The organism is Streptomyces sp. MI02-7b, assembly GCF_033793585.1.
Taxonomy (GTDB): Bacteria; Actinomycetota; Actinomycetes; order Streptomycetales; family Streptomycetaceae; genus Actinacidiphila.
The window spans coordinates 173,594-196,013 of the sequence record NZ_JARAWX010000002.1; the positions used below are offsets into that span (position 1 = coordinate 173,594).

Consider the following 22,420-nt stretch of genomic DNA (forward strand, 5'->3'; position numbering starts at 1 on the left):
CCACTGTGCCGCGCCGCGGGCCGACCCGGGGGCGGTCACGCTGTGAGCGCAACCGCGGGGCTCACGCCGGGCGGTCCGTGCCGAGGAGTTCCGCCGTGAGGGCCGCGAGGCGGCGGCGGAACTCCGCGTCGTACGCCTCGGCCGAGGCCCGCGCCTCCCGCGCGCCGTCGAAGTACCGCCCGGTGACGTCGGCCAGTTCGGGGGCCTCGACCAGGCGCCGGGTGGCGGCCACGCCCTCCTCCAGGGAGTCGACGACGTCCATGCCGGACGCACGGGACATGGCCGTCGGCATGGAGGACGCGGGGTGGAGGCTGTTGACGGTGACGCCGCTGCCGGACAGTTCCTCGGCGAGGTCCAGTCCGTGGCCGATCAGGGCCGGCTTGGAGCGGCAGTAGGCGGCGACCTCGGTGCAGCCGCGGGTGAATTGGGGGTCGCCGAAGTCGATCGGCTGCTGTCCGACCGAGGCCACGTCGACGACCCGGGAGGGTGCCGGACGGCGCAGCGGCGGGAGCAGCTCGCGGGTCAGGAGGACGGGCGCGAGGTGGTTCACGGCCAGGCGCAGTTCGTGCCCGTCCTGGGAGGTCAGCCGTCCGGTGCCGGTGGCGTGGAAGCCGACTCCGGCGTTGTTGACGAGCACGTCGAGCCGGTCGTGGGCGGCGGAGACGTCGGCGGCGAGCCGCCCGGACCCCGGCGCCGGGCGTGGTGCGTTCGGCGCGGGTGGGTGTAGAACGGCTGGTCCCTGCCCGCCCCGGACCCCCGCTTGGAGCGTGCCCCATGTCCCGACCCCATGCCGACGTGGTGTTCACCGGTGGCCCGGTCCACACCGTGGACGCCGTGCTCGGCCGTGCCACCGGTGCCGCCGTGACGGACGGCCGGATCACGGCCGTCGGCCACGACGAGGTCCGCGAGCTCATCGGCCCCGGCACCGAGGTCGTCGACCTGGCCGGACGCCTGCTGCTGCCCGGGTTCCAGGACGCCCACGTCCATCCGCTCGGTGCGGGGCTCGAACTCGGGCAGTGCCATCTCGCCGAGGCCCGCGACGCGGGGGAGTACGTGCGGCTGGTCGGCGCGTACGCCGACACGCACCCCGGCGCGGAGTGGATCACCGGCGGCGGCTGGTCGCTCGAGGCGTTCCCCGGCGGCAATCCCACCGCCGAGCTCCTTGACGCCGTCGTCCCCGACCGTCCCGTCTTCCTGCCCAACCGCGACCACCACGGCGCCTGGGTCAACTCCCGTGCCCTGGAGCTCGCCGGGGTCACCCGGGACACCCCGGACCCGGCCGACGGCCGCATCGAGCGCGACGCCGGCGGCAACCCCACCGGCATGCTGCAGGAGGGCGCCCAGCATCTCGTCGGCCGCCTGCTGCCCGCCGTCACGCTCGCCGAGCAGAAGGCCGCGCTGCTGCGCGCCCAGTCGGTGCTGCACGCCTTCGGCGTCACCGCGTGGCAGGACGCCATCGTCGGCACGTACGCCAACATGACCGACCCCGTGCCCGCGTACCACGCCGTTCTCGACGACGGACTGCTCACCGCCCGCGTGGTCGGCGCCCTGTGGTGGGACCGCGACCGCGGCGCCGAGCAGATCCCGGAACTCCTGGAACGGCGTGCGGCGGTGAGCCGCGGGCGGTTCCGTGCCACCACCGTCAAGGTCATGCAGGACGGCATCGCGGAGAACGGGACCGCCGCTCTGCTGGGCCCCTACCTCACCGCCTGCGGCTGCGTCTCCGGCAACAGCGGCATCAGCTTCGTCGATCCGGCCGACCTCGCCAAGTACGTCGCCGAACTCGACGCCCACGACTTCCAGGTGCACTTCCACGCCCTCGGGGACCGCGCCGTCCGCGAGGCCCTGGACGCGGTCCGCGCCGCGCGCGCCGCCAACGGCTTCCGCGACACCCGGCACCACCTGGCGCACCTCCAGGTCGTCCACCCCGACGACGTCGCCCGCTTCCGCGAACTCGGCGCCGCCGCCAACATCCAGGCGCTGTGGGCCGCCCACGAACCCCAGATGGACGAGCTCACGCTGCCCTTCCTCGGCCCCGAACGCGGCGCGTGGCAGTACCCCTTCGGCGACCTCCTGCGCTCCGGGGCGACGCTCGCAGCGGGCAGCGACTGGCCGGTCAGCAGCCCGGACCCGTTCCAGGCCCTGCACGTCGCCGTCAACCGCCGCATCCCGGGCGCCCCCGGCGGGACCCCCGCCTTCCTGCCCGCGCAGCGCCTCGACCTCGCCGCGGCCGTCGCCGCGTACACCGCGGGCTCCGCCCACGTGAACCACCTCGACGACACCGGCACCGTCACGCCGGGCAAGCTGGCCGACCTCGTCGTCCTCGACCGCGACCCCTTCGCCGGCCCGCCGGAGGCCGTCGCGGAGACCCGGGTCCTGCAGACCTTCGTCGACGGCCGCCGCGTGTACGCCGCGGCGGACGCGTGAAGCCCGCCAGGGGCGTGCCTTGCCCGGCTCCAGGTGTTACGTATAACGTGACCGTATGTCCCGCATAGCCCTGGTCACCCTCGTCGTCCCCGACCAAGACGAGGCCATCGCCTTCTACACCGGCCCCCTCGCCTTCGAGCTGGCCGAGGACGAGCCGCGCCCCGGCGGCGGCCGGTGGGTGGTCGTGCGCCCGCGCGGCGCCGGGGAGGGCAGCGGGCTGCTGCTCGCACGGGCGAAGAACGAGGCGGAGCTCGCCCGCGTCGGCGACCAGACCGGGGGGCGGGTCGGCTTCTTCCTGCACACCGAGGACTTCGCCGGCGACTACGCGCGGATGCGCGCCGCCGGGGTGACCTTCCTGGAGGAGCCCCGCCACGAGACGTACGGCTCGGTCGTCGTCTTCCAGGACCCCTGGGGGAACCGCTGGGACCTCCTCCAGCCCGCCGCCCCCGCGACCGCCGACCAGGAGCACACCGCGTGACCACGGCCACCGCCACCGACACCGATCTCGATCTCGTCCGCCGGCTGCCCAAGGCCGTGCTGCACGACCACCTCGACGGCGGCCTGCGCCCGGCGACACTCGTGGAACTGGCCGGGCGGATCGGGCACACGCTGCCCGCCACCGACCCGGCCGCGCTGGCGGCCTGGTACTACGACGCCGCCAACTCCGGCGACCTGGTCCGCTACATCGCCACCTTCGAGCACACCATCGCCGTGATGGGCACCCGCGAGGGCCTGCTGCGCGTCGCCGAGGAGTACGTCCTCGACCTGGCCGCCGACGGCGTGGTCTACGGCGAGGTCCGCTACGCCCCCGAACTGCTCGTCCACAGCGGGCTGGCGCTCGCCGAGGTCGTGGAGACCGTCCAGGAGGGCCTGGCCGCGGGTATGGCCAAGGCCGCCGCGGCGGGCACCCCGGTCCGGGTGGGCACGCTGCTGTGCGCGATGCGGATGACCGACCGCAGCCGCGAGGTCGCGGGCCTGGCCGTCACCTACCGGGACGCGGGTGTCGTCGGCTTCGACATCGCCGGCGCCGAGGACGGCTTCCCGCCCGCCGACCACCTGGCCGCCTTCGCGTACCTGCGCGAGGAGAACGTGCCGTTCACCATCCACGCGGGCGAGGCCCACGGCCTGCCCAGCATCCACCAGGCCGTGCAGGTCTGCGGGGCGCTGCGGATCGGCCACGGCGTCCGGCTGGCCGACGACATCGTCGACGGCAAGCTCGGCCGCCTCGCCCACTGGATACGCGACCGCCGCATCGCCCTGGAGGTCTGCCCCACCTCCAACCTGCAGACCGGCGCGGCGGTCTCCGTGGCCGGCCACCCCATCACCCTCCTGCGCGACCTGGGCTTCCGGGTGACCGTCAACACCGACAACCGGCTGGTGTCCGGTACGACGATGACACGCGAGATGGAACGCCTCGTCACGGAGGCCGGCTGGACGGTGGCGGACCTGCGGAAGGCGACCGTGGACGCGCTCAAGAGCGCGTTCATCCCCTTCGACGAGCGCAACGCGCTCATCCGCGACGTCGTCCTGCCGGGATACGAGTCCGCGCTCGCCGGCGGCCGCTGACCGTCCCCCTCCCGACGGACCGGGTGCCGCGGCGTCCTGACGCGCCGTCGGCCCTGACATGCGGGCACCGGGAGTGTGCCGCAGCATGGAGGGGCCGGAACGGGCAGGCGGGAGGCGCCATGGACGGGGACGACGCCGGCGAGTCCGGGGCCGCGCGCGGTGCGGGGAAGCACGCCGCGCGGCGGTCTCCGGGCGGGCGCGCCGGGGTCTTCTTCGCGTTCGTGCCGTGGATCGCCTTCGACATCGTCGCCGGGCCCAGCACCTGGGAACTCGCCGCGCTCGTCGGCCTCGTCGCGTCCGTCGTGCTGAGCGTGCCGGACGTCGCGCACGGCAGTGTGAAGCTGCTGGACGTCACCGGCATCGTCTTCTTCACCGTCGTCTCGCTGCTGGGGCTGTCCCTGGACCGGCAGGACCTGCTGTGGCTGGAGACCTACGCGCAGGTGCTCGCCAACGCGGTCATCGCGGCCGTCGCCCTGGGGTCCCTCGCCTTCGTGCCCTTCACCGAGCAGTACGCCCGCGAGTCGACGCCCCGGGAGGTCTGGGGCACGCCCGCCTTCCAGCGCACCAACCGGGTGCTGACGCTCGTGTGGGGCGGGGTCTTCCTGGTCACCGCGGTCCTGGGGCTGGTCGCCGTGCACGTCACCGCGGGCACGGACTGGCTGAACTGGGTGGTCCCGATCGCGCTGCTGGTGCTCGCCGTGCGCTTCACCGACTGGTATCCGCAGTACGTGCGCGAGCAGGTGCACAAGGGCGTGGCCGAACCGGACCGCTGACCTCGTCGGTCCCCTGCGCCGGGCTTCGCGCATTCTTGGCCTCGGTCGGTGCCCCGCTGAGGACGGCGGCGGCTCGCCTGGTCCGCCCGCCCGCCCCAAGGACGGTGCTCCTCGTGCAGCCTGCCCCGCACCGTCCCGGCGACGAGTGCGCGCACCCCGGCCGCGCGACGTCGCCGCCCCTGGTCAACACCGCGCAGTACGCTGGTGGACACTGCCGCGCTCACCGCCGAAGCGATTGCCGGGCGCCCGCACGCCGTCCTCGACGTCACCGATCCCGAGCCACTGCCCGCCGGCTTCCCGCTGTGGAACCCGCCCGACGTGCGCCTCGCGGAGGAGCCGGCCCGGCCGGCGGACACGGCGATCGACGGGATCGCGCGGTGCGTCCGCGGCGTGCCCCTGGCGCACGCCGTGCGGGCCGAGGACCTCGACCGCTCCGCGTGACCCGCCGGGCCTTCGGGGCCCGCGGGTCAGGAGCGGCCGGTGCCGCGGTAGAGGTCGAGTTCGCCGTCGAGTTCGACCGCGAGCACGGTCGCGTGGGGGTCCAGGTCCGTCGCGGGCGGGGCGTCGATCCAGGTGACGCCCGGTACCTCGTGCAGCCCGCCGGTGACGTCGTGGCCCAGTTCTGTGCCGGTGCCGACCACCGTCACACGGCGGACGCGGTTGCGCAGCCCCCGTACCGACACGGCCTCCCTCGGGGTGTCGAAGCAGACCAGGTACAGCGTGCGGCGGTCCGCGGACAGGGTGCTGGGGCCGTAGTGGTGACCGGGGGGCAGTCCGGCGACCGTGCCGTGGACGGCGTCGGAGTGCGCGCCGATCCAGGCGCCGAGGCCCTCCAGGCGCTCGGTCTGCTCGGGTGTGATGGTGCCGTCCTCGCGGGGACCGACGTCCAGCAGCAGGTTGCCGCCGGCGCCGATGGTCTCGGTGAAGTAGCGGACCAGCCGGGACACCGATTTGTGGCGGTGGTCGCCGTGCTGGAAACCCCACGAGTCGTTCACGGTCAGGCACAGCTCCCATGGCCCGGTCGGGGGCTCGACCGGGATGCCCTGTTCGGGGGTGGCGTAGTCGCCGTGGCTCATCATCCGGGCGTTGAGCACGGTCGACGGGTTCCCGGCCAGGATCACGGCGGCCAGCGCGTCCAGGCCCCACTGCTCCTCGCTGCGCTCCCACTCGCCGTCGAACCACAGTAGGTCGGGGCGGAACCGCGTGACGAGCTCGGAGACCTGGGCGTCCCGGTAGGCGAGGTAGCGGCGCCAGGCGGCAGGGTCCTGCCGGCCGTCCGCGGGGACCACCCAGCGGCTGGTGGAGACGTCCGGCAGGGGCGGGTCGGGGTGGATCACGCTGGCGTAGTCGGGGTGGTTCCAGTCCGAGTGCGAGTAGTACAGGCCGACCTTCAGGCCCTCCTCGCGCAACGCCCGCGCGTACGGGCCGATCAGGTCGCGTCCCGCCGGGGTGCGGTGTGCCACCGAAAGGTCGCCCTCGGCCGTGTCCCACAGCGCGACGCCGTCGTGGTGGCGGGCGGTGAGGACGGCGTACCGGGCGCCCGCACGGGCGAACAGCCGGGCCCAGGACCCCGGGTCGTAGCGGGCGGCGGTGAAGCCGTCGAGCTGGCGCATGTACTGCTCGTGACCGACCCGGCCGTCGTAGAAGGACCATGACTCGGCGACGCCGTCGACCGCGTAGATCCCGTAGTGGACGAAGATGCCGAGCTTGGCGTCGGGGAACCAGGGCTGCATGGGCATGGCGGCGGGTCCTTGCCGGTCGGGGACGCACGGGCGGGCCGGGACGGCGCGGACATCGGAGGGATCCGGCCTGCGGGGCCGACTCTAAGGTGGTATGGACCACCTGGCAAGCAAGTCCTCCGACGTCTGCGCCGCCCCGGCCCGACGGTCCGCCCCGGCGGTCGGCAGTCAGGGCGTCACTTCACCGAACCGGCCATGACCCCCTCCACGAAGTGCCGTTGGAAGGCGAAGAAGACCGCCAGCGGCACGATCAGCGACAGGAAGGCACCCGGCGCCAGCACGTCGATGTTGGCGCCGAACTGCCGCATCTGCGACTGCAGGGCGACGGTGAGCGGCTGCGACCCGGGGTCCGCGAAGATCAGCGCGACGAGCATGTCGTTCCAGACCCAGAGGAACTGGAAGATGGCCAGGCTCGCGATCGCCGGACGGCCCACCGGCAGCACGAGCTTACGGAAGATCGTCCACTCGGTGCCGCCGTCCATCCGCGCCGCCTCCAGCATCTCGCGCGGGATCTCGGCGAAGTAGTTGCGCAGCAGGAAGATCGCGAAGGGCAGTCCGTACGCGACGTGGAAGAGGACCACGCCGGCCGTCGTCCCGAACAGGCCGACCGCCCCGAAGAGCCGGGCGACCGGCAGCAGCCCGATCTGCACCGGCACCACCAGCATGCCGACCACGACCAGGAACACCCAGTCCCGGCCCGGGAACTCCAGCCAGGCGAAGGCGTATCCGGCGAGCGCGGCGAGCACCACGACCGCCGCGGTCGCGGGGACCGAGATCAGCACGGTGTTCCAGAAGGCCTGGGTGATGCTGCTGTCGGCCAGGATGGCCGAGTAGTTGCCGAAGCCGAGCGACCCGGGGTGCAGCAGCCCGTTCCACCAGCCGGACGTGGAGGTGTCGTCGGAGTTGCGCAGCGACGAGACGAACAGCCCGGCGGTCGGTGTGAGCCAGATCAGCGCGACGACGGTCAGCAGCGTCTGGACCAGCCCGCTGCGCAGCCAGGAGGCGATCCGCCGGGCGGCGGAGGGCCGGCCGGGGCCGCCGCCGGTCCGGGTGGCGGGTGTGCGGGGCGGTGCGGGCCGCGGCGCGGCGCTCTGCACGGTCATCGCGAACTCCTGCGGAAGCGTCGGATGTTGAGGGCCATCGCGGGGAGCACGAGCAGCAGCAGGACGACACCGATCGCGCTGCCCAGGCCCTGGTTGTTGCCGCCGCCGAAGGAGACCAGCCACATCTGCAGGGCCAGCACGTTGGCGTCCTCCTGCACCGGGCCCGGCGCGATGATGTAGACGAGGTCGAAGACCTTCATCACGTTGATCACGAGCGTCACGAAGACCACGCCGAGCACGGGCGCGAGCAGCGGCACCGTGATGCGGCGGAAGATCTGCCACTCGGTCGCGCCGTCCACCCGGGCGGCCTCCAGGGTCTCGCGGGGCAGCGAGGACAGCCCGGCGCCGATCAGCACCATCGCGAAACCGGTCCAGATCCACACGTAGGCACCGATGATCGCCGGGGTGATCAGTGTCGGGCCGAGCCAGGAGACGCCCCCGTACGGAGGCGCGAAGTTCTTCGCCGGGAGCCGGACCTCGCCGCCGCCCGCGGCGTCGGTGAAGCGGAACGAGCCGTCGTCCGCGGTGGTGGTCGTCGCGACGACCCCGCCGTCCTTCATCAGCTCGACCCTCATGTGCGGCAGGCCCTTCTCCTGCGGGTCGACCTGCCCCGGAGTGCCGCCGCCGCCCGGCACGAAGTCCAGGTAGACCACGCCGCTGACGGTGTCCTCACCGGTCGCGGGGGGTGCCGCTGGGCGGGCCGTCGCGGGGATCGAGGCGGGCGGAAGACCCACCAGGCCGAGCGTGACGGTCTGGCCGGGTTCCGCCGGCGTCACGGTCCGGAAGCCGCCGTCGGACGCGGTGAGCACGTCGTCGCCGCGCGGCCGGGCACCCGGGTAGGCCGAGGCGTCGGTGAAGGAGTCGTGGATCGCGACCGCGGCCGCGTTCAGCACGCCGCGCTGCGGGTCCTGGTCGTACACCAAGCGGAAGGTGATGCCCGCGGCGAGGAAGGAGACCGCCATCGGCATGAAGATGAGCAGCTTGAACGCGGTGGCCCAGCGGATCCGTTCGGTGAGCACGGCCAGGACCAGGCCGACGCCGGTGAGCAGCGCCGGGGTGACCACGACCCAGATCGCGGTGTTCCGGACGGCCTTCAAGGTGGCCGGATCGGCGAACATCTCCTGGTAGTTGTCCAGCCCCACGAAGCGGTCGCCGCTCGCGTCGAAGAGGCTGCGGCCGACCGAGAAGAGGATGGGGTAGCCGACGAGGGCGCCGAGCAGTGCCAGCGCCGGCAGCGCGAAGGCGACCGCGGTGACCTTGGCCCGGCGCGAGCGGCGCCGTACGGCCGGCGGGGCGGTGCCGCCCGCCGGGGCGGACGGCACCTTGCGGGTGAGAGCGGAGGACATGGCGGGGCCTCAGCCCTGGTAGGCCTTGGCGGCCGCGGCCTCGAGCTTCGCCGCGGTGGCCTTCGGGTCCTTCGGGTCGGCCAGGAAGTCCTGGAGGATCTTCCACTCGCCCTTGCCGGGCGTGCCGCCGAAGGCGGGCGGGGTCTGGTCGGACATGTCGAAGCGCACCGTGTCCCCGGCGCCGACCAGGGACTTGGCCGTCTCGCGCGTCGTGTCGTCCGCGTAGGCGGCCGGGTCGAGCTTCTGGTTCGGGGAGAGGTAGCCGCCCGCCTTGGCCCAGATCGCCGCGGCCTCGGGGGTCGCCAGGTACTCCAGCAGCTTCATTCCGGCCTTGGTGTTCTTGCCGGACTTCAGCGCCACCGCGGCGTCGCCGCCGCCGACCACCGGCGCGGGACCGCCGTCGACGGACGGGAACGGGAAGAACTTGGCGTCCTCGCCGACCGTGCGGCCCAGGTCGCCGGAGACGACGCCGCCGACGAAGTCGCCCTCGTAGACCATGCCGGCCTTCTGGGTCTTGCCGAAGACCTGCGCGACGGAGTCGGGGAAGCTGGTGGCCAGGGCGCCCTTGCGGCCGCCCGCGAGGAGGTCGTCCTTGCCGAACACCTTCGCCAGGGTGCGGAGCGCCTTCACGACGGTCGGGTCGGTCCAGGGGATCTGGTGCTGCGTCAGCTTGTCGTAGTTCTCCGGGCCGGCCTGCGAGAGGTAGACGTTCTCGAACCAGTCGGTGAGCGTCCAGCCGTCCGAGCCGCCGACGGCGAAGGCGGGCAGGCCCGAGTCGGAGATCGCGCCGGCGGCGTCCAGCAGTTCCTGGAAGGTCTTCGGCGGCTGCACGCCGGCGGTGTCCAGCGCCTGGGGGCTGTACCAGACCGTCGACTTGTCGGAGGCCTTGAAGTACAGGCCGTAGTAGGTGCCGTCGACGGTGCCGAACGTCTGCCAGACCTTGGCGAAGTTCTGCTCCGCGGCGCTCTTCACGGCGGGGGACAGCGGCAGGAGCCAGCCCTTGCCCGCGAACTGCTGGACCACGCCGGGCTGCGGGGCCATGGCCACGTCGGGCGAGTCGCCGCCCGCGATCTTGCTGCCGAGGACGGTGGCGAAGTTGTCGCCGGTGGACACGTAGCTCACCTTCGCCCCGGTCTTCGCGGTGAAGCCGTCCAGGACCTTCTGGAAGTTCTTCTGCTCCGTGCCGGTCCACACGGCGGCGACCGTCACCGTCTGGCCCTTGAGCTGCTGACCGCCGGAGCCGGTACCGGAGTCGGAGGCGGCCTTGGTGTCGCCGCCGCAGGCGGTGGTCGTGAGGGCCAGGCCGCACAGGGCGGTGGCCGCGACGAGCGTGCGCTTCATCGGGGAGGGTCCTTTCCTCGGTGGAGTGGTGCGGGAACGACACGGCACGCCGCGTCAACGGGCTCGTTATACATGCATGTTAGGTATGCATCTCGGCGCGATGTCAATGGAGTTGCCGACAGGAGGCGTCAGCTGGGGGTATTTGCGGCGATAGATGCCGGACGAGCGACAGGGCTCGCCCCAGCCGCATACCTAACATGTAACTATCGGAGGGGAGAGGGGGTCAGCCGCCCCGCACGATCTCCCGCAGCTCGCGGTCCAGCCGCGCCACCGCCTGCGCCGGCGTCGCGTGCTGCGCCAGCGCGTCCCGGCTCACCGCCGCGACCGCCAGGCTCACCTGCTCGTACCGTGCGCTCTTGGGGCGCGGCTTGGCCGCTCGCACGCTCTGCTCCAGCACCGGCAGGTACGGGTAGCGGCGCACCAGCACGGGGTCCCGGTACAGGTCCGCCCACACCGGCGGCAGCGAGCCCTCGGTGAGCACCTGCCGCTGCACGGACTCGCCCGTCATGTAGGCCATCAGATCCGCCGCCGTGCGCGGATGCCGGGTCTGCGCGTTGACCGCCAGGTTGGACCCGCCGAGCACACTGGAGCCCGGACCGTCCGGGCCGGGCAGCGGCACCACGCCGAACCGGCCCGCCACCTTCGAGTCCGGCCCGGAGGCCAGGTCGTACACATAGGGCCAGTTCCGCAGGAAGAGCAACTCGCCGTCCTGGAAGGCGCGCCGGGACTCCTCCTCCTTGAACCGCAGCGCCGCGCGCGGGATCCAGCCCTCGCGTACCCCGCGCACCAGGAAGCCCAGCCCCTCGCGCGCCGCAGCCGAGTCGACGGTGACCCGGCTGCCCTCGCCGCCGAGGATGCCGCCGCCGGCCGACTGCACGGCCTCGGTGACGTTCACCGTCAGTCCCTCGTACGGCAGGAACTGCCCGGCGTAGCCGCCGATCCGGTACGCCGGGGCGAGCGTCTTCGCCTGCTCCTCCAGCTGCGCCCAGGTGCGCGGCGGCGCCAGGTGCTCCCGGTCGAGGATGTCCTTGCGGTAGTACAGCAGCCCGGCGTTGGTCACGTACGGCACCGCGTACAGCCGCCCGTGGAAGGTCGCGGTGTCCACGACCGAGGGCAGCAGCCGGTCCAGCGGCAGCCCGCGCGGGTCGACCGGCGCGATCCAGCCCGCGCCCGCGAACTCCGAGGTCCACGCGACGTCGATATTGAGGACGTCGAACCGGTCGCTGCCGGACCGCAGGCTGTCCACCATCTGCGCGTGCACCTCGTCGGCCGCCTCCGGCAGCTCCACGAGCGTGGCCCGCTCCAGCGGGTGGGCGCGGTTCCAGCCGTCGAGGACGTGCTGCAGGTAGCCGGTCAGATCCCGGCCGGTGGCCAGCGTCACCGGCCCCCGGCCGCCCTCGCCGGGCGGCCCGTCGGCGGCGCGGGCGCCCGCGCCCCCGTACCCGGTCAGCAGCAGCGCAGCGACGAGCAGCGTCCTTCTCGCGGCCCGCCCCCAGCGCATGTCGTCCTCCAGGTCCCGCACCGGCTCGACGTCGTCGTCGTCCGAAGGGCCATGTATACCTGTTGGACATGCGCGATACTAGCCATTGCGGCAATATGACCTGCTCGACGACGGGCCGGGGCGACAGGAGCCCCTAACACGCAGGTAGCCGGGAGGAGGCGGGACGAGCGTGCGCCTTCCCCTGATGGCACTGCTCGCCAAGGGGGCCGCCCACGGCTACGAGCTCAAGACGGAGCTCGAGAAGCTCTTCGGCGCCGCCTATCCCCAGCCGAACATCGGCCAGATCTACGTGACACTGGCGCGCCTGGAGAAGTCGGGACTGATCCGGGGCGAGGACGTCACCCAGTCCGGCCGGCCCAACAAGCGGATCTACGAACTCACCGACGCCGGGCGGGAGGCCGTCTCCGCCTGGTTCGAGGAGCCCTCCAGCGAACCCCGGGTGCGCGACGAGTTCTTCATGAAGCTCGCCCTCGCCCCGGCCACGGGAATGGCCGACCAGGTCTCCCTGATCAACAAGCAGCGCCGCCACTACCTCAACCTGATGCGGGCCATGTCGCGGCTCGCCTCGGGGGAGGACCGGGACAACCGCATCGCGCAACTGCTCATCGAGGGCGCCACCCTGCATCTGCAGGCCGACCTCGACTGGCTGGAGCGCTGCCAGGAGGAGCTGGAATGAGACGGGCCGAACCGCCCCTCCCGCGGGCACCCCACATGCTCCGGGTCGAGGGACTGGTCAAGACGCACCGCGTGGACGGCGGCGAGGTCAGGGCGGTGCGCGGGGTCGACCTGGAGGTGCGGCCCGGCGAGTTCGTCGCCGTCACCGGGCCGTCGGGCGCTGGCAAGTCCACCCTCCTGCATCTGCTCGGCGGGCTGGAACGCCCCGACCGCGGCCGCATATGGCTGGACGGGCAGCGGGTCGACCAACTCAGCGAGGCCCGCTGGGCGGTGCTGCGGCGGCGCGGCGTCGGCATCGTCTTCCAGTTCTTCAACCTCGTCTCCACCCTCACCGTCGCCGACAACATCGAACTTCCCGCCCTCCTGGCCGGCCGCTCGCCGCGCCAGGTGCGCGCCGCCCGCCAGGAACTGCTGGCCGAACTGGGCCTGGAGGGCAAGGAGGACAGCACCCCCGCCGACCTCTCGGGCGGTGAGCAGCAGCGTGTGGCCCTGGCCAGGGCGCTGGTCAACCGCCCGGCCCTGCTGCTGGCCGACGAGCCCACCGGCAGCCTGGACAGCAGGGGCAGCCGGGAGGTGCTGCGGCTGCTCGCCCGCTGCCACGAACGCGGCCAGACCATTCTGCTGGTCACGCACGACGCCAAGGTGGCCAGCGCTGCGGACCGGGTGATCAGCCTCTTCGACGGCGAGATCGTCGACGACGTCGTCCTCGACGGTCCTTCGGCCGGCGCCCGGCCCTCCCGTGCCGCCGCCGACGTCGTGAAACTGCGGGGCTGACCGCCGTGCGCGCCACCGTCCGCTGGGCCCTCGCCGATCTGCGCACGCACCGCGGGCAGGCCCTGTCCATTGTCCTGGCCACCGCGGGGATCACCGTGGCGCTGCTGCTGTCGGTGGCGCTGCTGGTCTACGCCGCCAACCCCTGGCAGCGGATGTTCACCGCCACGGAGGGCGCGCACGTGTGGCTGCGCACCACCGGCTCCGGTACCGCCGAGGGCACCGCGGCGCTGTCCCGGCTGGACGGCGTCACCGCCGTCTCCGGCCCCTTCCGCACGGTCACCGTCACCGCCCAGCACGGCCGCGAGAAGGCCGCCCTCGACCTGCGCGCCTCCGGCGCCACCCCGCCGGAGGTGGGCCGGCCGCTGATGGACCGCGGCCGCTGGCTCGACGGCGGCGCCGGCGACGGTGTGGTGCTGGAACGGTCGGTGGCCACCGCGCTGTGGGCCGAGCCCGGCGACGAGATCACCGTCACCGGCGCCGGACGGCGCACCACCGTACGGGTGGTGGGCGTCGCCGCGACCGCCGAGCCGGGCTACGCCCCGGGCGACACACCCGGCGTCGGCTGGGCCTCCGCCACGCTGATCGGCGCTCTGGGCCCGGCAGCCGGACGCGCGGGGGAGACGGTCGGGCTGCGGCTCGCGGACCCGGCCGACACCGCCTTCGCCGTGCAGCGGGCCGTCACCGCCGTGGGCTCGGACCGCGTGCTGACGGTCTCCACCTGGCGCGAGGCGCGGGCCGACGCCGAGGGCGACAACCACCTTCTCGGGCTGCTGCTCGGGTTGTTCGGGTTGGCCGCGCTGCTCGCTGCGGCGATCGCGGTGACCGGCGGCATCGGCACGCGGGTGCTGGCGTACGTGCGCGACATCGCGGTGCTCAAGGCCGTCGGCTTCACCCCGGCGCAGGTCGTGCGGATGTTCCTGGTGCAGCACGCCGTGCTGGCCACGGCCGGGGTGCTGCTCGGCGCGGTGGCCGCGGAGACCCTGGCGCCGGGGATCCCCGGCCCGATGGGCGAGGCCGTCGCGCTGTGGCAGGGGCTCCCGCAGCACACCTGGGCGCTGCCCGGCACGGCGGCCGCGACCGTGCTGGTCATCGCCCTGGCCACGGTGCTCGCCGCGTGGCGCGCCGGCCGGGTGCCGCCGATTCCCGCCGCGCGCGGGGCCGTTCCGGGGCGGCGGCGGATGTCGGGTGCGGCGCGGGCCGCCCTGCGGCTGCGCACCCCGCCCGCCCTCGTCCTGGGCTGCCGGGGAGTGCTGCACCGCCCGCTGCGGTCGGCGGTCGCGGTCGCCCGGCTGGCGCTCCCGGTACTGATGATCACCGTCGCGCTGGGGACCTGGGCCACCCTGGACCGCTTCGAGCACCATCCCGAACAGGTCGGCCAGGCCGGGGCGTTGACCGCGCGGCCCAACGGACTGACGGACGCGGCCGTGCACCGGCTGCTGGCCGCGGAGCCCGCCGTCACCGCCGTCCACCCGGGCGCCGAACTCACCGCGCTGGCACCCGGCCAGTCGCAGTCCGTCACGCTGCGCGGCATCGGCACCGTCGCCGACCCCTACCCGTTCGCCGTCGCCGAGGGCCGCCGCCCCACCGGTCCGGACGAGGCGGTGGCCGGGCAGGGCCTGCTCGACGCACTGCACGCCGGCGTCGGCCAGTGGGTCCGGGTGACGGTGGGCGGGACCCCGCACATCCTCCACATCGTCGGGCGCAGCATCGAGACCGGGCACGGCGGACGGGTGATCTCGGCGCCGCTGGACGTGCTCCGCGCCCAGGACGACTCGATCCGCCCCGCGTACTACAGCCTGGTGCTACGGCCGGACGCGGACCGGACGGCCGTGCGCACGCGGCTGTCGGAGGTCTCGGACGGCGGGCTGGAGGTGCGCGAGGTCGCCGGGCCCGGCGCCGAACTCTCCCCGGTGCGCGGGGTCGTCATCGGCCTGGTGACCGTGCTGGCGCTGATCGCGCTGGCCGAGCTCTCCACGGCCGTCGGCACCGGCATCCGCGACCACGCCCGCGACATGCGGGCCTACCGCGCGGTGGGCCTGACGCCGCAGCAGACGGTGGCGACGGTGGTGACGGGCATCGGCCTGACCGCGCTGACGGCCGCGGTCACCGGTGTCACGGCCGGGGTGTACGCCTCGGACTGGCTGATCGACCTGCAGGGGCGGTCCAGCGGTGTCGGCGCGGGCATCGCCCAGTCGCCGCCGTGGACGGCGCTCCTGCTGGTCGGCTTCGTGTGCGTGACGGTCGCCGTGACGGCCGCTCTGCTGCCGGCCGCGCGTGCGGCCGGCGACCGCGGCGCGCGCGTGCTGATGCACACCGCCTGACCGGCGGTCCTTGCCCTGCGGGGCCCGCCGCGGTGGAGCCGAGGCGGGCTCCCGGCAAAGGTGGGACGTGGCCGCGCGCCCCGGCGGACCCGTCCGGCGCGCCGATGCCCCCAGGTCTCTCCGCGTGCCGGCAGGACGGCGGCGGCGGGCTGTGCGGCGGCTGCGAGGGCGGCCGCGTACATCGCACCCGCACGCGCCGGAGGAGAACCTCGCGGCGCCGGAGGGCGGCCGGCGGGGCCCGGTCCGCGGCGCGGGGCCCGCCGGCAAGATCCCTGGTAAGAATGGACCGGGCCGGCCGGGCCGGGCCGCGCGGTCCTTGACCGCTCTGTCCGGAGTCGCCGATGCTTGCGTCGCGATATGCGCGTTGTGTGCCGCGACGGGAAACGTCCGTCCCAGGATTCGTACCAGCCGAGGAGTACCCCATGGCCCACCAGGTCCGTGCCGTCGTCGCCCGGGAGAAGGGTTCCCCCGTCAGCCTGGAAACGATCGTCGTGCCCGACCCGGGGCCGGGGGAGGCGCTGGTCAGGATCCAGGCGTGCGGGGTCTGCCACACCGACCTGCACTACCGCGAGGGCGGCATCAACGACGAGTTCCCCTTCCTCCTCGGTCATGAGGCGGCCGGCATCGTGGAGTCCGTCGGCGAGGGCGTGACCGACGTGGCCCCCGGGGACTTCGTCGTCCTCAACTGGCGCGCGGTGTGCGGCCAGTGCCGCGCCTGCCTGCGCGGCCGCCCCTGGTACTGCTTCAACACCCACAACGCGAAGCAGAAGATGACGCTGCTGGACGGGACCGAGCTGTCCCCGGCCCTGGGCATCGGCGCCTTCGCGGAGAAGACCCTCGTCCACGCGGGCCAGTGCACCAAGGTCGACCCCGCCGCCAGCCCGGCCGTCGCCGGGCTGCTCGGCTGCGGGATCATGGCCGGCCTCGGAGCCGCGCTCAACACCGGCAACGTCGGCCGCGGCGACAGCGTCGCCGTCATCGGCTGCGGCGGTGTCGGCGGTTCGGCCGTGATGGGTGCGCGGCTGGCCGGCGCCTCGAAGATCATCGCCATCGACGTCGATCCCCGGAAGCTGGAGACGGCCAGGAAGCTGGGCGCCACCCACACCGTCAACTCCAAGGAGACCGACCCGGTCGAGGCGGTGCGCGAGCTGACCGGCGGCTTCGGCGCCGACGTCGTGATCGAGGCGGTGGGCCGCCCCGAGACGTACAAGCAGGCCTTCTACGCGCGCGACCTGGCCGGTACCGTCGTCCTGGTCGGCGTGCCCACCCCGGAGATGAAGCTGGAGCTCCCGCTGCTGGACGTCTTCGGCCGCGGCGGCGCCCTGAAGTCCTCCTGGTACGGCGACTGCCTGCCCTCCCGCGACTTCCCCGTGCTCATCGACCTGTACCAGCAGGGCCGGCTCGACCTGGGCGCCTTCGTCACCGAGACCATCGCCCTGGACGAGGTGGAGAAGGCCTTCGAGCGGATGCACGGCGGCGACGTCCTGCGTTCGGTGGTGGTCTTCTGATGGCCGCCCGCGTGGACCACCTGGTCACCTCCGGCACCTTCTCCCTCGACGGCGGCACCTGGGACGTCGACAACAACGTCTGGCTCGTCGGCGACGACAGCGAGGCGATCGTCATCGACGCCGCCCACGACGCCGAGGCCATCGCCCGCGCGCTCGGCGGGCGGCGCCTGCTCGCCATCGTCAGCACCCACGCCCACAACGACCACATCGACGCGGCCCCGGCGCTCGCGTCGCTGACCGGCGCGCCGATCCTGCTGCACGGGGACGACCTGCCGCTGTGGAAGCACACGCACCCCGACCGCGCCCCCGACGGCGAATTGACGGACGGTCAGGAGATCGCGGTGGCCGGCACCGGCCTCACCGTCCTGCACACCCCGGGCCACGCCCCGGGCGCCGTCTGCCTGTACGCGCCCGGGCTCGGCACGGTCTTCACCGGTGACACCCTCTTCCAGGGCGGCCCGGGCGCCACGGGGCGGTCCTTCTCGGACTTCCCCACCATCGTCGACTCGATCCGCGAGCGCCTGCTGACCCTGCCGCCGGAGACGGTCGTCCGGACCGGCCACGGCGACAGCACCACCATCGGCGCCGAGGCACCGCACCTCGACGAGTGGATCGCCCGCGGCCACTGAGCCGGGAGACCGTCTGCCGGGGGAGGGCCGGCCGGTCCTCCCCCGCCGGGGTCACGGCGACCGGACGGAGGTGTGGCCGGTCGCGGTGACCGTGGCCGGCACGATCAGGCCGGCCGCGCCGAACAGCCCCGGTACCGCCCGCCCTTGGCGCGTCTGTGCCGGGGCCGCGGCCACGGTCATCGCTCCCCGCGGTGCGCCAGACGCCCGCGGATCCCGTAGAGGGCCAGCCAGACGCCGATGGCGGCGGCCGCGACGAGGGTGATGTGCAGGGGCAGTTGTGCGACGGGTCCAAGCACCAGCCCGAACAGGGCCAGTGCGGCCACCAGGAACAGCATGCCGGTCCTTCCCGGTTGCTCGCGATTTCAGTGAACAGTTGTACACCTGCCCTTCCGGGCCACCGCGAAACCCGCCCGCACGGCTCAGGACGTCAGCACCCGCAGCGGCGTTCCGTCGCGGAACGCCGCGATGTCCTCGGCGGCCTGCCGGTAGAAGACGTCGTACGTGGCCTCCGTGACGTAGCCGAGGTGCGGGGTCAGCAGGGTGTTGGGCAGGGTGCGCAGCTCGTCCCGCGGGGGCAGCGGCTCGATGTCGTAGACGTCCAGCGCCGCGCCCGCGATCCGGCCCTCGCGCAGGGCGGCGACCAGGGCGGGCCTGTCGACAAGAGGGCCGCGGGAGGTGTTCACCAGCAGCGCGGTCGGCTTCATCCAGGCCAGTTCCCCGGCACCGACGAGGCCCGTGCTGCGCTCGCTGAGCTTGTAGTGCACGGAGACGACGTCGGACGTGGAGAACAGCTCCTCCTTGTCCACCGCCAGCGCCCCGTGCCCGGCCGCCCTGGCCGGGTCCAGGTGGGTGCTCCACGCCAGCACCCGCATCCCGAAGGCGGTGCCGATCGCTGCGACGCGCGCCCCGAGCCGTCCGAGGCCCACGATCCCGAGCGTCCGGCCCTCGAGGTCCCCGCCGATGCTGTGCTGCCACTCGCCGCGGCGCATCCCGGCCGCCTCCTGGTGGATGTGCCGGGTGAGCGACAGGATCAGCCCCCACGTCAGCTCCGCCGCGGCGTGCGCGGGGCTGTCGGTGCCGCAGACCGTCACCCCGTGACGCCGGGCCGCCTCCAGGTCGATGGACGCGTTGACCATGCCCGTCGTCACCAGCAGCCGCAGCGCGGGCAGCGCCGCGAAGCGCTCGGCGGTGAACGGGGTGCGCTCCCGCATGGCCACCACCACGTCGAACCCGTCCAGCGCCGCGACCAGCGCATCGGTGGTGTCGAGGTGGTCCTGGCGGAAGACGACCTCCGCCCCCAGGGCGTTCCAGTCGGCGAAGCGGTGGGCCGCCCTCTGGTAGTCGTCCAGCACTGCGATGCGCATCGCTCGGCTCCTTGGCTCGGGACCGGTGCTCCGCCGGTCGGTTCTTGATCGCTGCCGCCGAGGGTAATCCGCGAGCGCGCGCCGCCCGTGGACACCCCCGGCCGAGTGGGCGGCGGATCAGGGCCCCGGCCGTGCGTCCGGCTCCGGGATCGTCTGCTCGGTCCAGATGCTCTTCCCGTACGGCGTGTAGCGGGTGCCCCACCGCTGGCACAGCGCGGCGACCAACTGCAGTCCGCGGCCGCCCTCGTCGCTGGGGGCGGCGTGCCGGATGCGGGGAGTGGTGAGGCTGCCGTCCGACACCTCGCACACCAGACTGCGGCTGCGGATCAGCCGCAGGCCCACGGGGCCGCGCGCGTGCCGGACGACGTTGCCGACCAGCTCACTGGCGATCAGCTCCGTGGTCGTGACCAGGTCGTCCAGGCCCCACCGCTCCAGCTGCCGACGTACGTGGTCGCGGGCCTGGCCGGCGGCGACCGGCTCCTCGGGCAGCGACCACGAGGCCATGTCCTCGGGTGCCAGCGCGTGGGCGCAGGCGATCAGCAGCGCCGCGTCGTCGCCGGCGTGCCCCTTGCCGAGGCCGAGCGCGGTGCACACCTGCTCGCACAGCCGCTCCAGACGGCGCACTTCGAGCCGCCGGTCGTCGTGCCGCCCACCGCTGCCGGGCGCGGCGGGCGTGAGCGTGAGGGCCCGGGTCAGCACCTCGGCGAGCTCGGCCATGCCGGTGTCGATGTCCCGCCGTGAGGACTCGACCAGGCCGTCGGAGTACAGGGCCAGCAGACTGCGGTCCGGCACCTCCAGCTCCACCAGCGCGAACGGCGGCGTGGCCGCTCCCAGCGGGGGGTCGGGCGGGCCGCCGACGAAGTGGACGGTCCCGTCGGGACGGACCAGCGCGGGCGGTGGATGGCCCGCCCGCGCCAGGGCGCAGCGCCCCGCCGCGGGGTCGTACACGGCGTACAGGCAGGTCGCGTAGAAGTCGTCGCCGAGATCGCTCACCAGGTCGTTGAGGTGCGCCATCAGCTCGTCGGGCGGCAGTTCCAGACCTGCCAGGGTGTGTACGGCGGTACGCAGCCGGCCCATCGTGACGGCCTCGGAGATGCCGTGGCCCATCACGTCGCCGATGACCAGCGCGGTGCGGTCGGCGGAGAGCGGGATGACGTCGTACCAGTCGCCGCCGGCCGTCGTGCCCTCGGTGGCCGGCAGGTAGCGCGCGGCGGCGGTGACCGCGGGCAGCACCGGCAGCGTGCGGGGGAGCAGCCCGCGCTGCAGCTCCTGGGCCCTGCCGTGCTCGGCGTCGTACAACCGGGCACGCTCCAGCGCCTGGGCGATCAGCCCGGCGAGCGCGGTGAGCAGGGTGCGCTCCTCCTCGGTGAACGGGCGCGGCTCGGAGAAGGAGACGACGCAGCAGCCGACCGGTTTGCCCGAGACGATCAGCGGCAGGAACGCCCAGGCATGCTTCTGCGCCCATTCGCGCAGCTCGGCGCGGTTCGGGTAGAGGGAGACGTACTCCCGGGCCGAGGTGATGTAGAGCGGCATCCGGTCGCGGAGCGCGTCGGCGCCCGGGGTGCCCGGGGTCAGCTGCTCCCGCCCGGTGCGCCGCATGAGGTCCGGGGGGTAGCCGACGAAGCCGACGGCGCGCAGGAAGTCGCCCTCCAGGGTCTGGATGATCAGACCGGTCGCGTCGAACAACGGCAGGACGCGCTCGGCCACGGCGTGCACGACGTCGTTCACCGTCACCGCCTCGGCCAGCGCCGTGGTCAGCCGCCCGATGTGCGCGGCGCGGTCCGCCGCGCCCTGAGCGGCCTTGGCCTGCGCCTCCTCCGCCCTGCGCCGCTCGGACACGTCGGTGAGGTAGACCGTCAGGCCGTCGGGCACGGGCATCACCCGGGCCCGGTACGTGCGCTGCCCGCCGTCCCAGGCGATGTCACCGCTGACCGGGGTCCCGGACCGGGCGGCCTCCCGGCAGCGGGCCTCCAGCGCCGAGGGGCCGACCCCGGGCAGGTCCCACAGGATCCGGCCGCCGGTCCTGCCGGGGGTGCCGAGCAGCCGATCGGCCTGGGCGTTGGCGAAGATGATCCGCCCGTCCGGGGCGAGCGCGAGGAAGCCGTCGCTCATGTGCCGCAGCGCGCGCCCCACCGTGTCCATGGCGACCCGGGTCTCGGTGCTGTCCCACAGCACCCCGCGCAGCAGCAAAGGCCTGCCGTCGTCGCCGTGGACGCTGCGCCCGCGCGCCTGGACCCAGCGGAAGCCGCCGTCGGGGCGCCGCACCCGGTACTCGGCGGCGTAGCCGCCGACCGCCCGGGCGGCGTCCTCCGCGTCGGCGATCACCCAGGGCAGGTCCTCGGGGTGCACGAGTTCCACCCAGGTCTCGATGCGCCCGTCGTACATGTCGGGGGGCATGCCGAAGACGTGCTGGGCGGCGTCGTCGAGGAAGGCCTCGCCGGTGCGGACGTTCCACTCCCAGGTGCCCACGCCGACGTCGGTGGCGGTGGTGGGGAGCCGGGTACCGGGCCTGCGCTCGGCCAGGCGCCAGCGCTGGCGCGGCTCGGCGGGCGCGGGCCGGCCGAGCCGGTCGGCCACCCAGGCCGCGATCCGTTCGAGCAGGTCCCACTGGCCGTCGGTGGGCGGCAGGTCGCCGGCCGTCACCACCGACAGCGCGCCGAGCGGGCCCTCGGAGCCGGGCAGCGGGACCGCCGCGACACCGGAGCCCGGCGGGAGGGGGCCCGGGGTGTCCGCGGTCGTGGGCAGCCACAGCCGGATGTTCTCCGCGGTGGCCCTGCCCGGGGCGGTGCGGTCGTGGTCGGCGAGGTAGACCCAGCCGCGGGTGAGGTTCCGGGGCAGCCCGATGCTGGTCGAGAGCCGCAGCGGAACCCCGCCGCGGGCCTGCCGTCCGCGCAGGTGCGCCAGCCCGCCCAGCCCTGCCAGGGCGCCCACCGCCTGCTGCAGCCCCAGCCGCAGCGCATCGCGTTCGCCCTGGTCGTCGCCCGTGGACAGGAGCAGCCGCAGCCTGTCCTCTCCGGGCTGCTCCGATGGCGCTCGCGGTTCCTGGGCGGAGGCTTCGTTCGGGATCATGCCCTCATTCCGTCGGATACTCCTCCCGAGGCCAACATAGCGCCGAGCGCGCGCGCCGTCAGTGCGAGCGGGTCGCGCTGCGCGGGTGGCGGTAGGCGGCGGGTCGTGGCGGTGACCGGCCCCCGCCACCGCGGGAGCCTGCGGCTCCGTGTCGGTCTGCGCGTCCGCTGCCGATGCGCCGGGGCGGGCCTGTCGTGCCCGGCGGACCCCGGGGGGTGGACGGCCGGCCGGTGCTGCTGTCCGTGGGGTGTTGCCCCTGGGTCGCGCGGCCCCAGTCGGGCCGG

The 22,420-nt window shown here is 74.0% G+C and carries 20 protein-coding genes; 10 read left to right on the plus strand and 10 right to left on the minus strand.

Annotation, left to right across the window (positions count from 1 at the left end; translation table 11 throughout):
• Positions 1-61: 61 nt before the first annotated feature.
• The gene (locus PV364_RS03015) at positions 62-637 is read right to left on the minus strand and encodes an SDR family NAD(P)-dependent oxidoreductase (RefSeq protein ID WP_401974308.1); all 576 of its coding nucleotides are present in this window, start codon (positions 635-637) and stop codon (positions 62-64) included.
• Positions 638-774: 137 nt separating this feature from the next.
• Here PV364_RS03015 and PV364_RS03020 point away from each other — a divergent pair, with 137 nt between their 5' ends.
• The 5 genes from PV364_RS03020 to PV364_RS03040 all read left to right on the plus strand — a co-directional run bounded on the left by PV364_RS03020 (position 775) and on the right by PV364_RS03040 (position 5,207).
• Complete coding sequence (locus tag PV364_RS03020) at positions 775-2,427, plus strand: amidohydrolase (RefSeq protein WP_319658007.1); 1,653 nt, start codon at positions 775-777, stop codon at positions 2,425-2,427.
• Between the two features lie 55 nt (positions 2,428-2,482).
• Positions 2,483-2,905 carry a VOC family protein gene (locus PV364_RS03025; RefSeq protein ID WP_319658008.1) on the plus strand — a complete coding sequence of 141 codons (423 nt, stop codon included), beginning with the start codon at positions 2,483-2,485 and terminating at the stop codon, positions 2,903-2,905.
• Positions 2,902-3,993 (plus strand): adenosine deaminase, encoded by a 1,092-nt coding sequence (locus tag PV364_RS03030; protein WP_319658009.1) that lies wholly within the window; start codon positions 2,902-2,904, stop codon positions 3,991-3,993. The genes PV364_RS03025 and PV364_RS03030 overlap by 4 nt, the downstream gene beginning before the upstream one ends.
• A gap of 119 nt (positions 3,994-4,112) precedes the next feature.
• Positions 4,113-4,766 (plus strand): hypothetical protein, encoded by a 654-nt coding sequence (locus tag PV364_RS03035; protein ID WP_319658010.1) that lies wholly within the window; start codon positions 4,113-4,115, stop codon positions 4,764-4,766.
• A 204-nt stretch (positions 4,767-4,970) separates the two neighbouring features.
• Complete coding sequence (locus PV364_RS03040; RefSeq protein ID WP_319658011.1) at positions 4,971-5,207, plus strand: hypothetical protein; 237 nt, start codon at positions 4,971-4,973, stop codon at positions 5,205-5,207.
• Positions 5,208-5,233: 26 nt separating this feature from the next.
• Here the strand turns inward: PV364_RS03040 and PV364_RS03045 are convergent, their stop codons facing one another.
• The 5 genes from PV364_RS03045 to PV364_RS03065 form a co-directional block, all read right to left on the minus strand.
• Positions 5,234-6,505: an alpha-L-fucosidase gene (locus PV364_RS03045; RefSeq protein WP_319658012.1), complete on the minus strand. Its 1,272-nt coding sequence runs from the start codon at positions 6,503-6,505 to the stop codon at positions 5,234-5,236.
• Positions 6,506-6,681: 176 nt separating this feature from the next.
• The gene (locus tag PV364_RS03050) at positions 6,682-7,608 is read right to left on the minus strand and encodes a carbohydrate ABC transporter permease (protein ID WP_319658013.1); all 927 of its coding nucleotides are present in this window, start codon (positions 7,606-7,608) and stop codon (positions 6,682-6,684) included.
• Positions 7,605-8,954, minus strand: a complete 1,350-nt coding sequence (locus PV364_RS03055; protein ID WP_319658014.1) for a sugar ABC transporter permease — start codon at positions 8,952-8,954, stop codon at positions 7,605-7,607. Before PV364_RS03055 ends, PV364_RS03050 begins: the two co-directional genes overlap by 4 nt.
• Positions 8,955-8,963: 9 nt before the next feature.
• Positions 8,964-10,295, minus strand: a complete 1,332-nt coding sequence (locus PV364_RS03060) for an ABC transporter substrate-binding protein (protein ID WP_319658015.1) — start codon at positions 10,293-10,295, stop codon at positions 8,964-8,966.
• A 223-nt stretch (positions 10,296-10,518) separates the two neighbouring features.
• Positions 10,519-11,796, minus strand: coding sequence for an ABC transporter substrate-binding protein (locus PV364_RS03065; protein ID WP_319658345.1), 1,278 nt, complete (start codon positions 11,794-11,796; stop codon positions 10,519-10,521).
• 169 nt (positions 11,797-11,965) lie between these two features.
• Here PV364_RS03065 and PV364_RS03070 point away from each other — a divergent pair, with 169 nt between their 5' ends.
• From PV364_RS03070 to PV364_RS03090, 5 genes are all read left to right on the plus strand, one after another.
• Complete coding sequence (locus tag PV364_RS03070; RefSeq protein ID WP_319658016.1) at positions 11,966-12,472, plus strand: PadR family transcriptional regulator; 507 nt, start codon at positions 11,966-11,968, stop codon at positions 12,470-12,472.
• Positions 12,469-13,245: an ABC transporter ATP-binding protein gene (locus PV364_RS03075; protein ID WP_319658017.1), complete on the plus strand. Its 777-nt coding sequence runs from the start codon at positions 12,469-12,471 to the stop codon at positions 13,243-13,245. Before PV364_RS03070 ends, PV364_RS03075 begins: the two co-directional genes overlap by 4 nt.
• Before the next feature lie 5 nt (positions 13,246-13,250).
• Complete coding sequence (locus tag PV364_RS03080) at positions 13,251-15,566, plus strand: ABC transporter permease (RefSeq protein ID WP_319658018.1); 2,316 nt, start codon at positions 13,251-13,253, stop codon at positions 15,564-15,566.
• Positions 15,567-15,988: 422 nt separating this feature from the next.
• Entirely contained in the window at positions 15,989-17,074 is a 1,086-nt protein-coding gene (locus tag PV364_RS03085) for an S-(hydroxymethyl)mycothiol dehydrogenase (protein WP_319658019.1), read from the plus strand.
• The gene (locus tag PV364_RS03090) at positions 17,074-17,703 is read left to right on the plus strand and encodes an MBL fold metallo-hydrolase (protein ID WP_319658020.1); all 630 of its coding nucleotides are present in this window, start codon (positions 17,074-17,076) and stop codon (positions 17,701-17,703) included. Before PV364_RS03085 ends, PV364_RS03090 begins: the two co-directional genes overlap by 1 nt.
• Positions 17,704-17,754: 51 nt before the next feature.
• Here the strand turns inward: PV364_RS03090 and PV364_RS03095 are convergent, their stop codons facing one another.
• From PV364_RS03095 to PV364_RS03110, 4 genes are all read right to left on the minus strand, one after another.
• Positions 17,755-17,883, minus strand: a complete 129-nt coding sequence (locus PV364_RS03095; RefSeq protein ID WP_319658021.1) for a hypothetical protein — start codon at positions 17,881-17,883, stop codon at positions 17,755-17,757.
• Positions 17,880-18,038: a hypothetical protein gene (locus PV364_RS03100; protein WP_319658022.1), complete on the minus strand. Its 159-nt coding sequence runs from the start codon at positions 18,036-18,038 to the stop codon at positions 17,880-17,882. Before PV364_RS03100 ends, PV364_RS03095 begins: the two co-directional genes overlap by 4 nt.
• Positions 18,039-18,122: 84 nt before the next feature.
• Complete coding sequence (locus tag PV364_RS03105; RefSeq protein ID WP_319658023.1) at positions 18,123-19,067, minus strand: D-2-hydroxyacid dehydrogenase family protein; 945 nt, start codon at positions 19,065-19,067, stop codon at positions 18,123-18,125.
• Between the two features lie 117 nt (positions 19,068-19,184).
• Complete coding sequence (locus PV364_RS03110) at positions 19,185-22,136, minus strand: SpoIIE family protein phosphatase (RefSeq protein ID WP_319658024.1); 2,952 nt, start codon at positions 22,134-22,136, stop codon at positions 19,185-19,187.
• Positions 22,137-22,420 lie beyond the last annotated feature (284 nt).

Excerpts from the sequence above, each read along its gene's own strand:
- PV364_RS03020 (WP_319658007.1), top strand. The coding sequence starts at position 775 with ATGTCCCGACCCCATGCCGACGTGGTGTTCACCGGTGGCCCGGTCCAC.
- PV364_RS03025 (WP_319658008.1), top strand. The coding sequence starts at position 2,483 with ATGTCCCGCATAGCCCTGGTCACCCTCGTCGTCCCCGACCAAGACGAG.
- PV364_RS03035 (WP_319658010.1), top strand. The coding sequence starts at position 4,113 with ATGGACGGGGACGACGCCGGCGAGTCCGGGGCCGCGCGCGGTGCGGGG.
- PV364_RS03045 (WP_319658012.1), bottom strand. The coding sequence starts at position 6,505 with ATGCCCATGCAGCCCTGGTTCCCCGACGCCAAGCTCGGCATCTTCGTC.
- PV364_RS03050 (WP_319658013.1), bottom strand. The coding sequence starts at position 7,608 with ATGACCGTGCAGAGCGCCGCGCCGCGGCCCGCACCGCCCCGCACACCC.
- PV364_RS03055 (WP_319658014.1), bottom strand. The coding sequence starts at position 8,954 with ATGTCCTCCGCTCTCACCCGCAAGGTGCCGTCCGCCCCGGCGGGCGGC.
- PV364_RS03060 (WP_319658015.1), bottom strand. The coding sequence starts at position 10,295 with ATGAAGCGCACGCTCGTCGCGGCCACCGCCCTGTGCGGCCTGGCCCTC.
- PV364_RS03065 (WP_319658345.1), bottom strand. The coding sequence starts at position 11,796 with ATGCGCTGGGGGCGGGCCGCGAGAAGGACGCTGCTCGTCGCTGCGCTG.
- PV364_RS03075 (WP_319658017.1), top strand. The coding sequence starts at position 12,469 with ATGAGACGGGCCGAACCGCCCCTCCCGCGGGCACCCCACATGCTCCGG.
- PV364_RS03085 (WP_319658019.1), top strand. The coding sequence starts at position 15,989 with ATGGCCCACCAGGTCCGTGCCGTCGTCGCCCGGGAGAAGGGTTCCCCC.
- PV364_RS03090 (WP_319658020.1), top strand. The coding sequence starts at position 17,074 with ATGGCCGCCCGCGTGGACCACCTGGTCACCTCCGGCACCTTCTCCCTC.
- PV364_RS03095 (WP_319658021.1), bottom strand. The coding sequence starts at position 17,883 with ATGACCGTGGCCGCGGCCCCGGCACAGACGCGCCAAGGGCGGGCGGTA.
- PV364_RS03100 (WP_319658022.1), bottom strand. The coding sequence starts at position 18,038 with ATGCTGTTCCTGGTGGCCGCACTGGCCCTGTTCGGGCTGGTGCTTGGA.
- PV364_RS03105 (WP_319658023.1), bottom strand. The coding sequence starts at position 19,067 with ATGCGCATCGCAGTGCTGGACGACTACCAGAGGGCGGCCCACCGCTTC.
- PV364_RS03110 (WP_319658024.1), bottom strand. The coding sequence starts at position 22,136 with ATGATCCCGAACGAAGCCTCCGCCCAGGAACCGCGAGCGCCATCGGAG.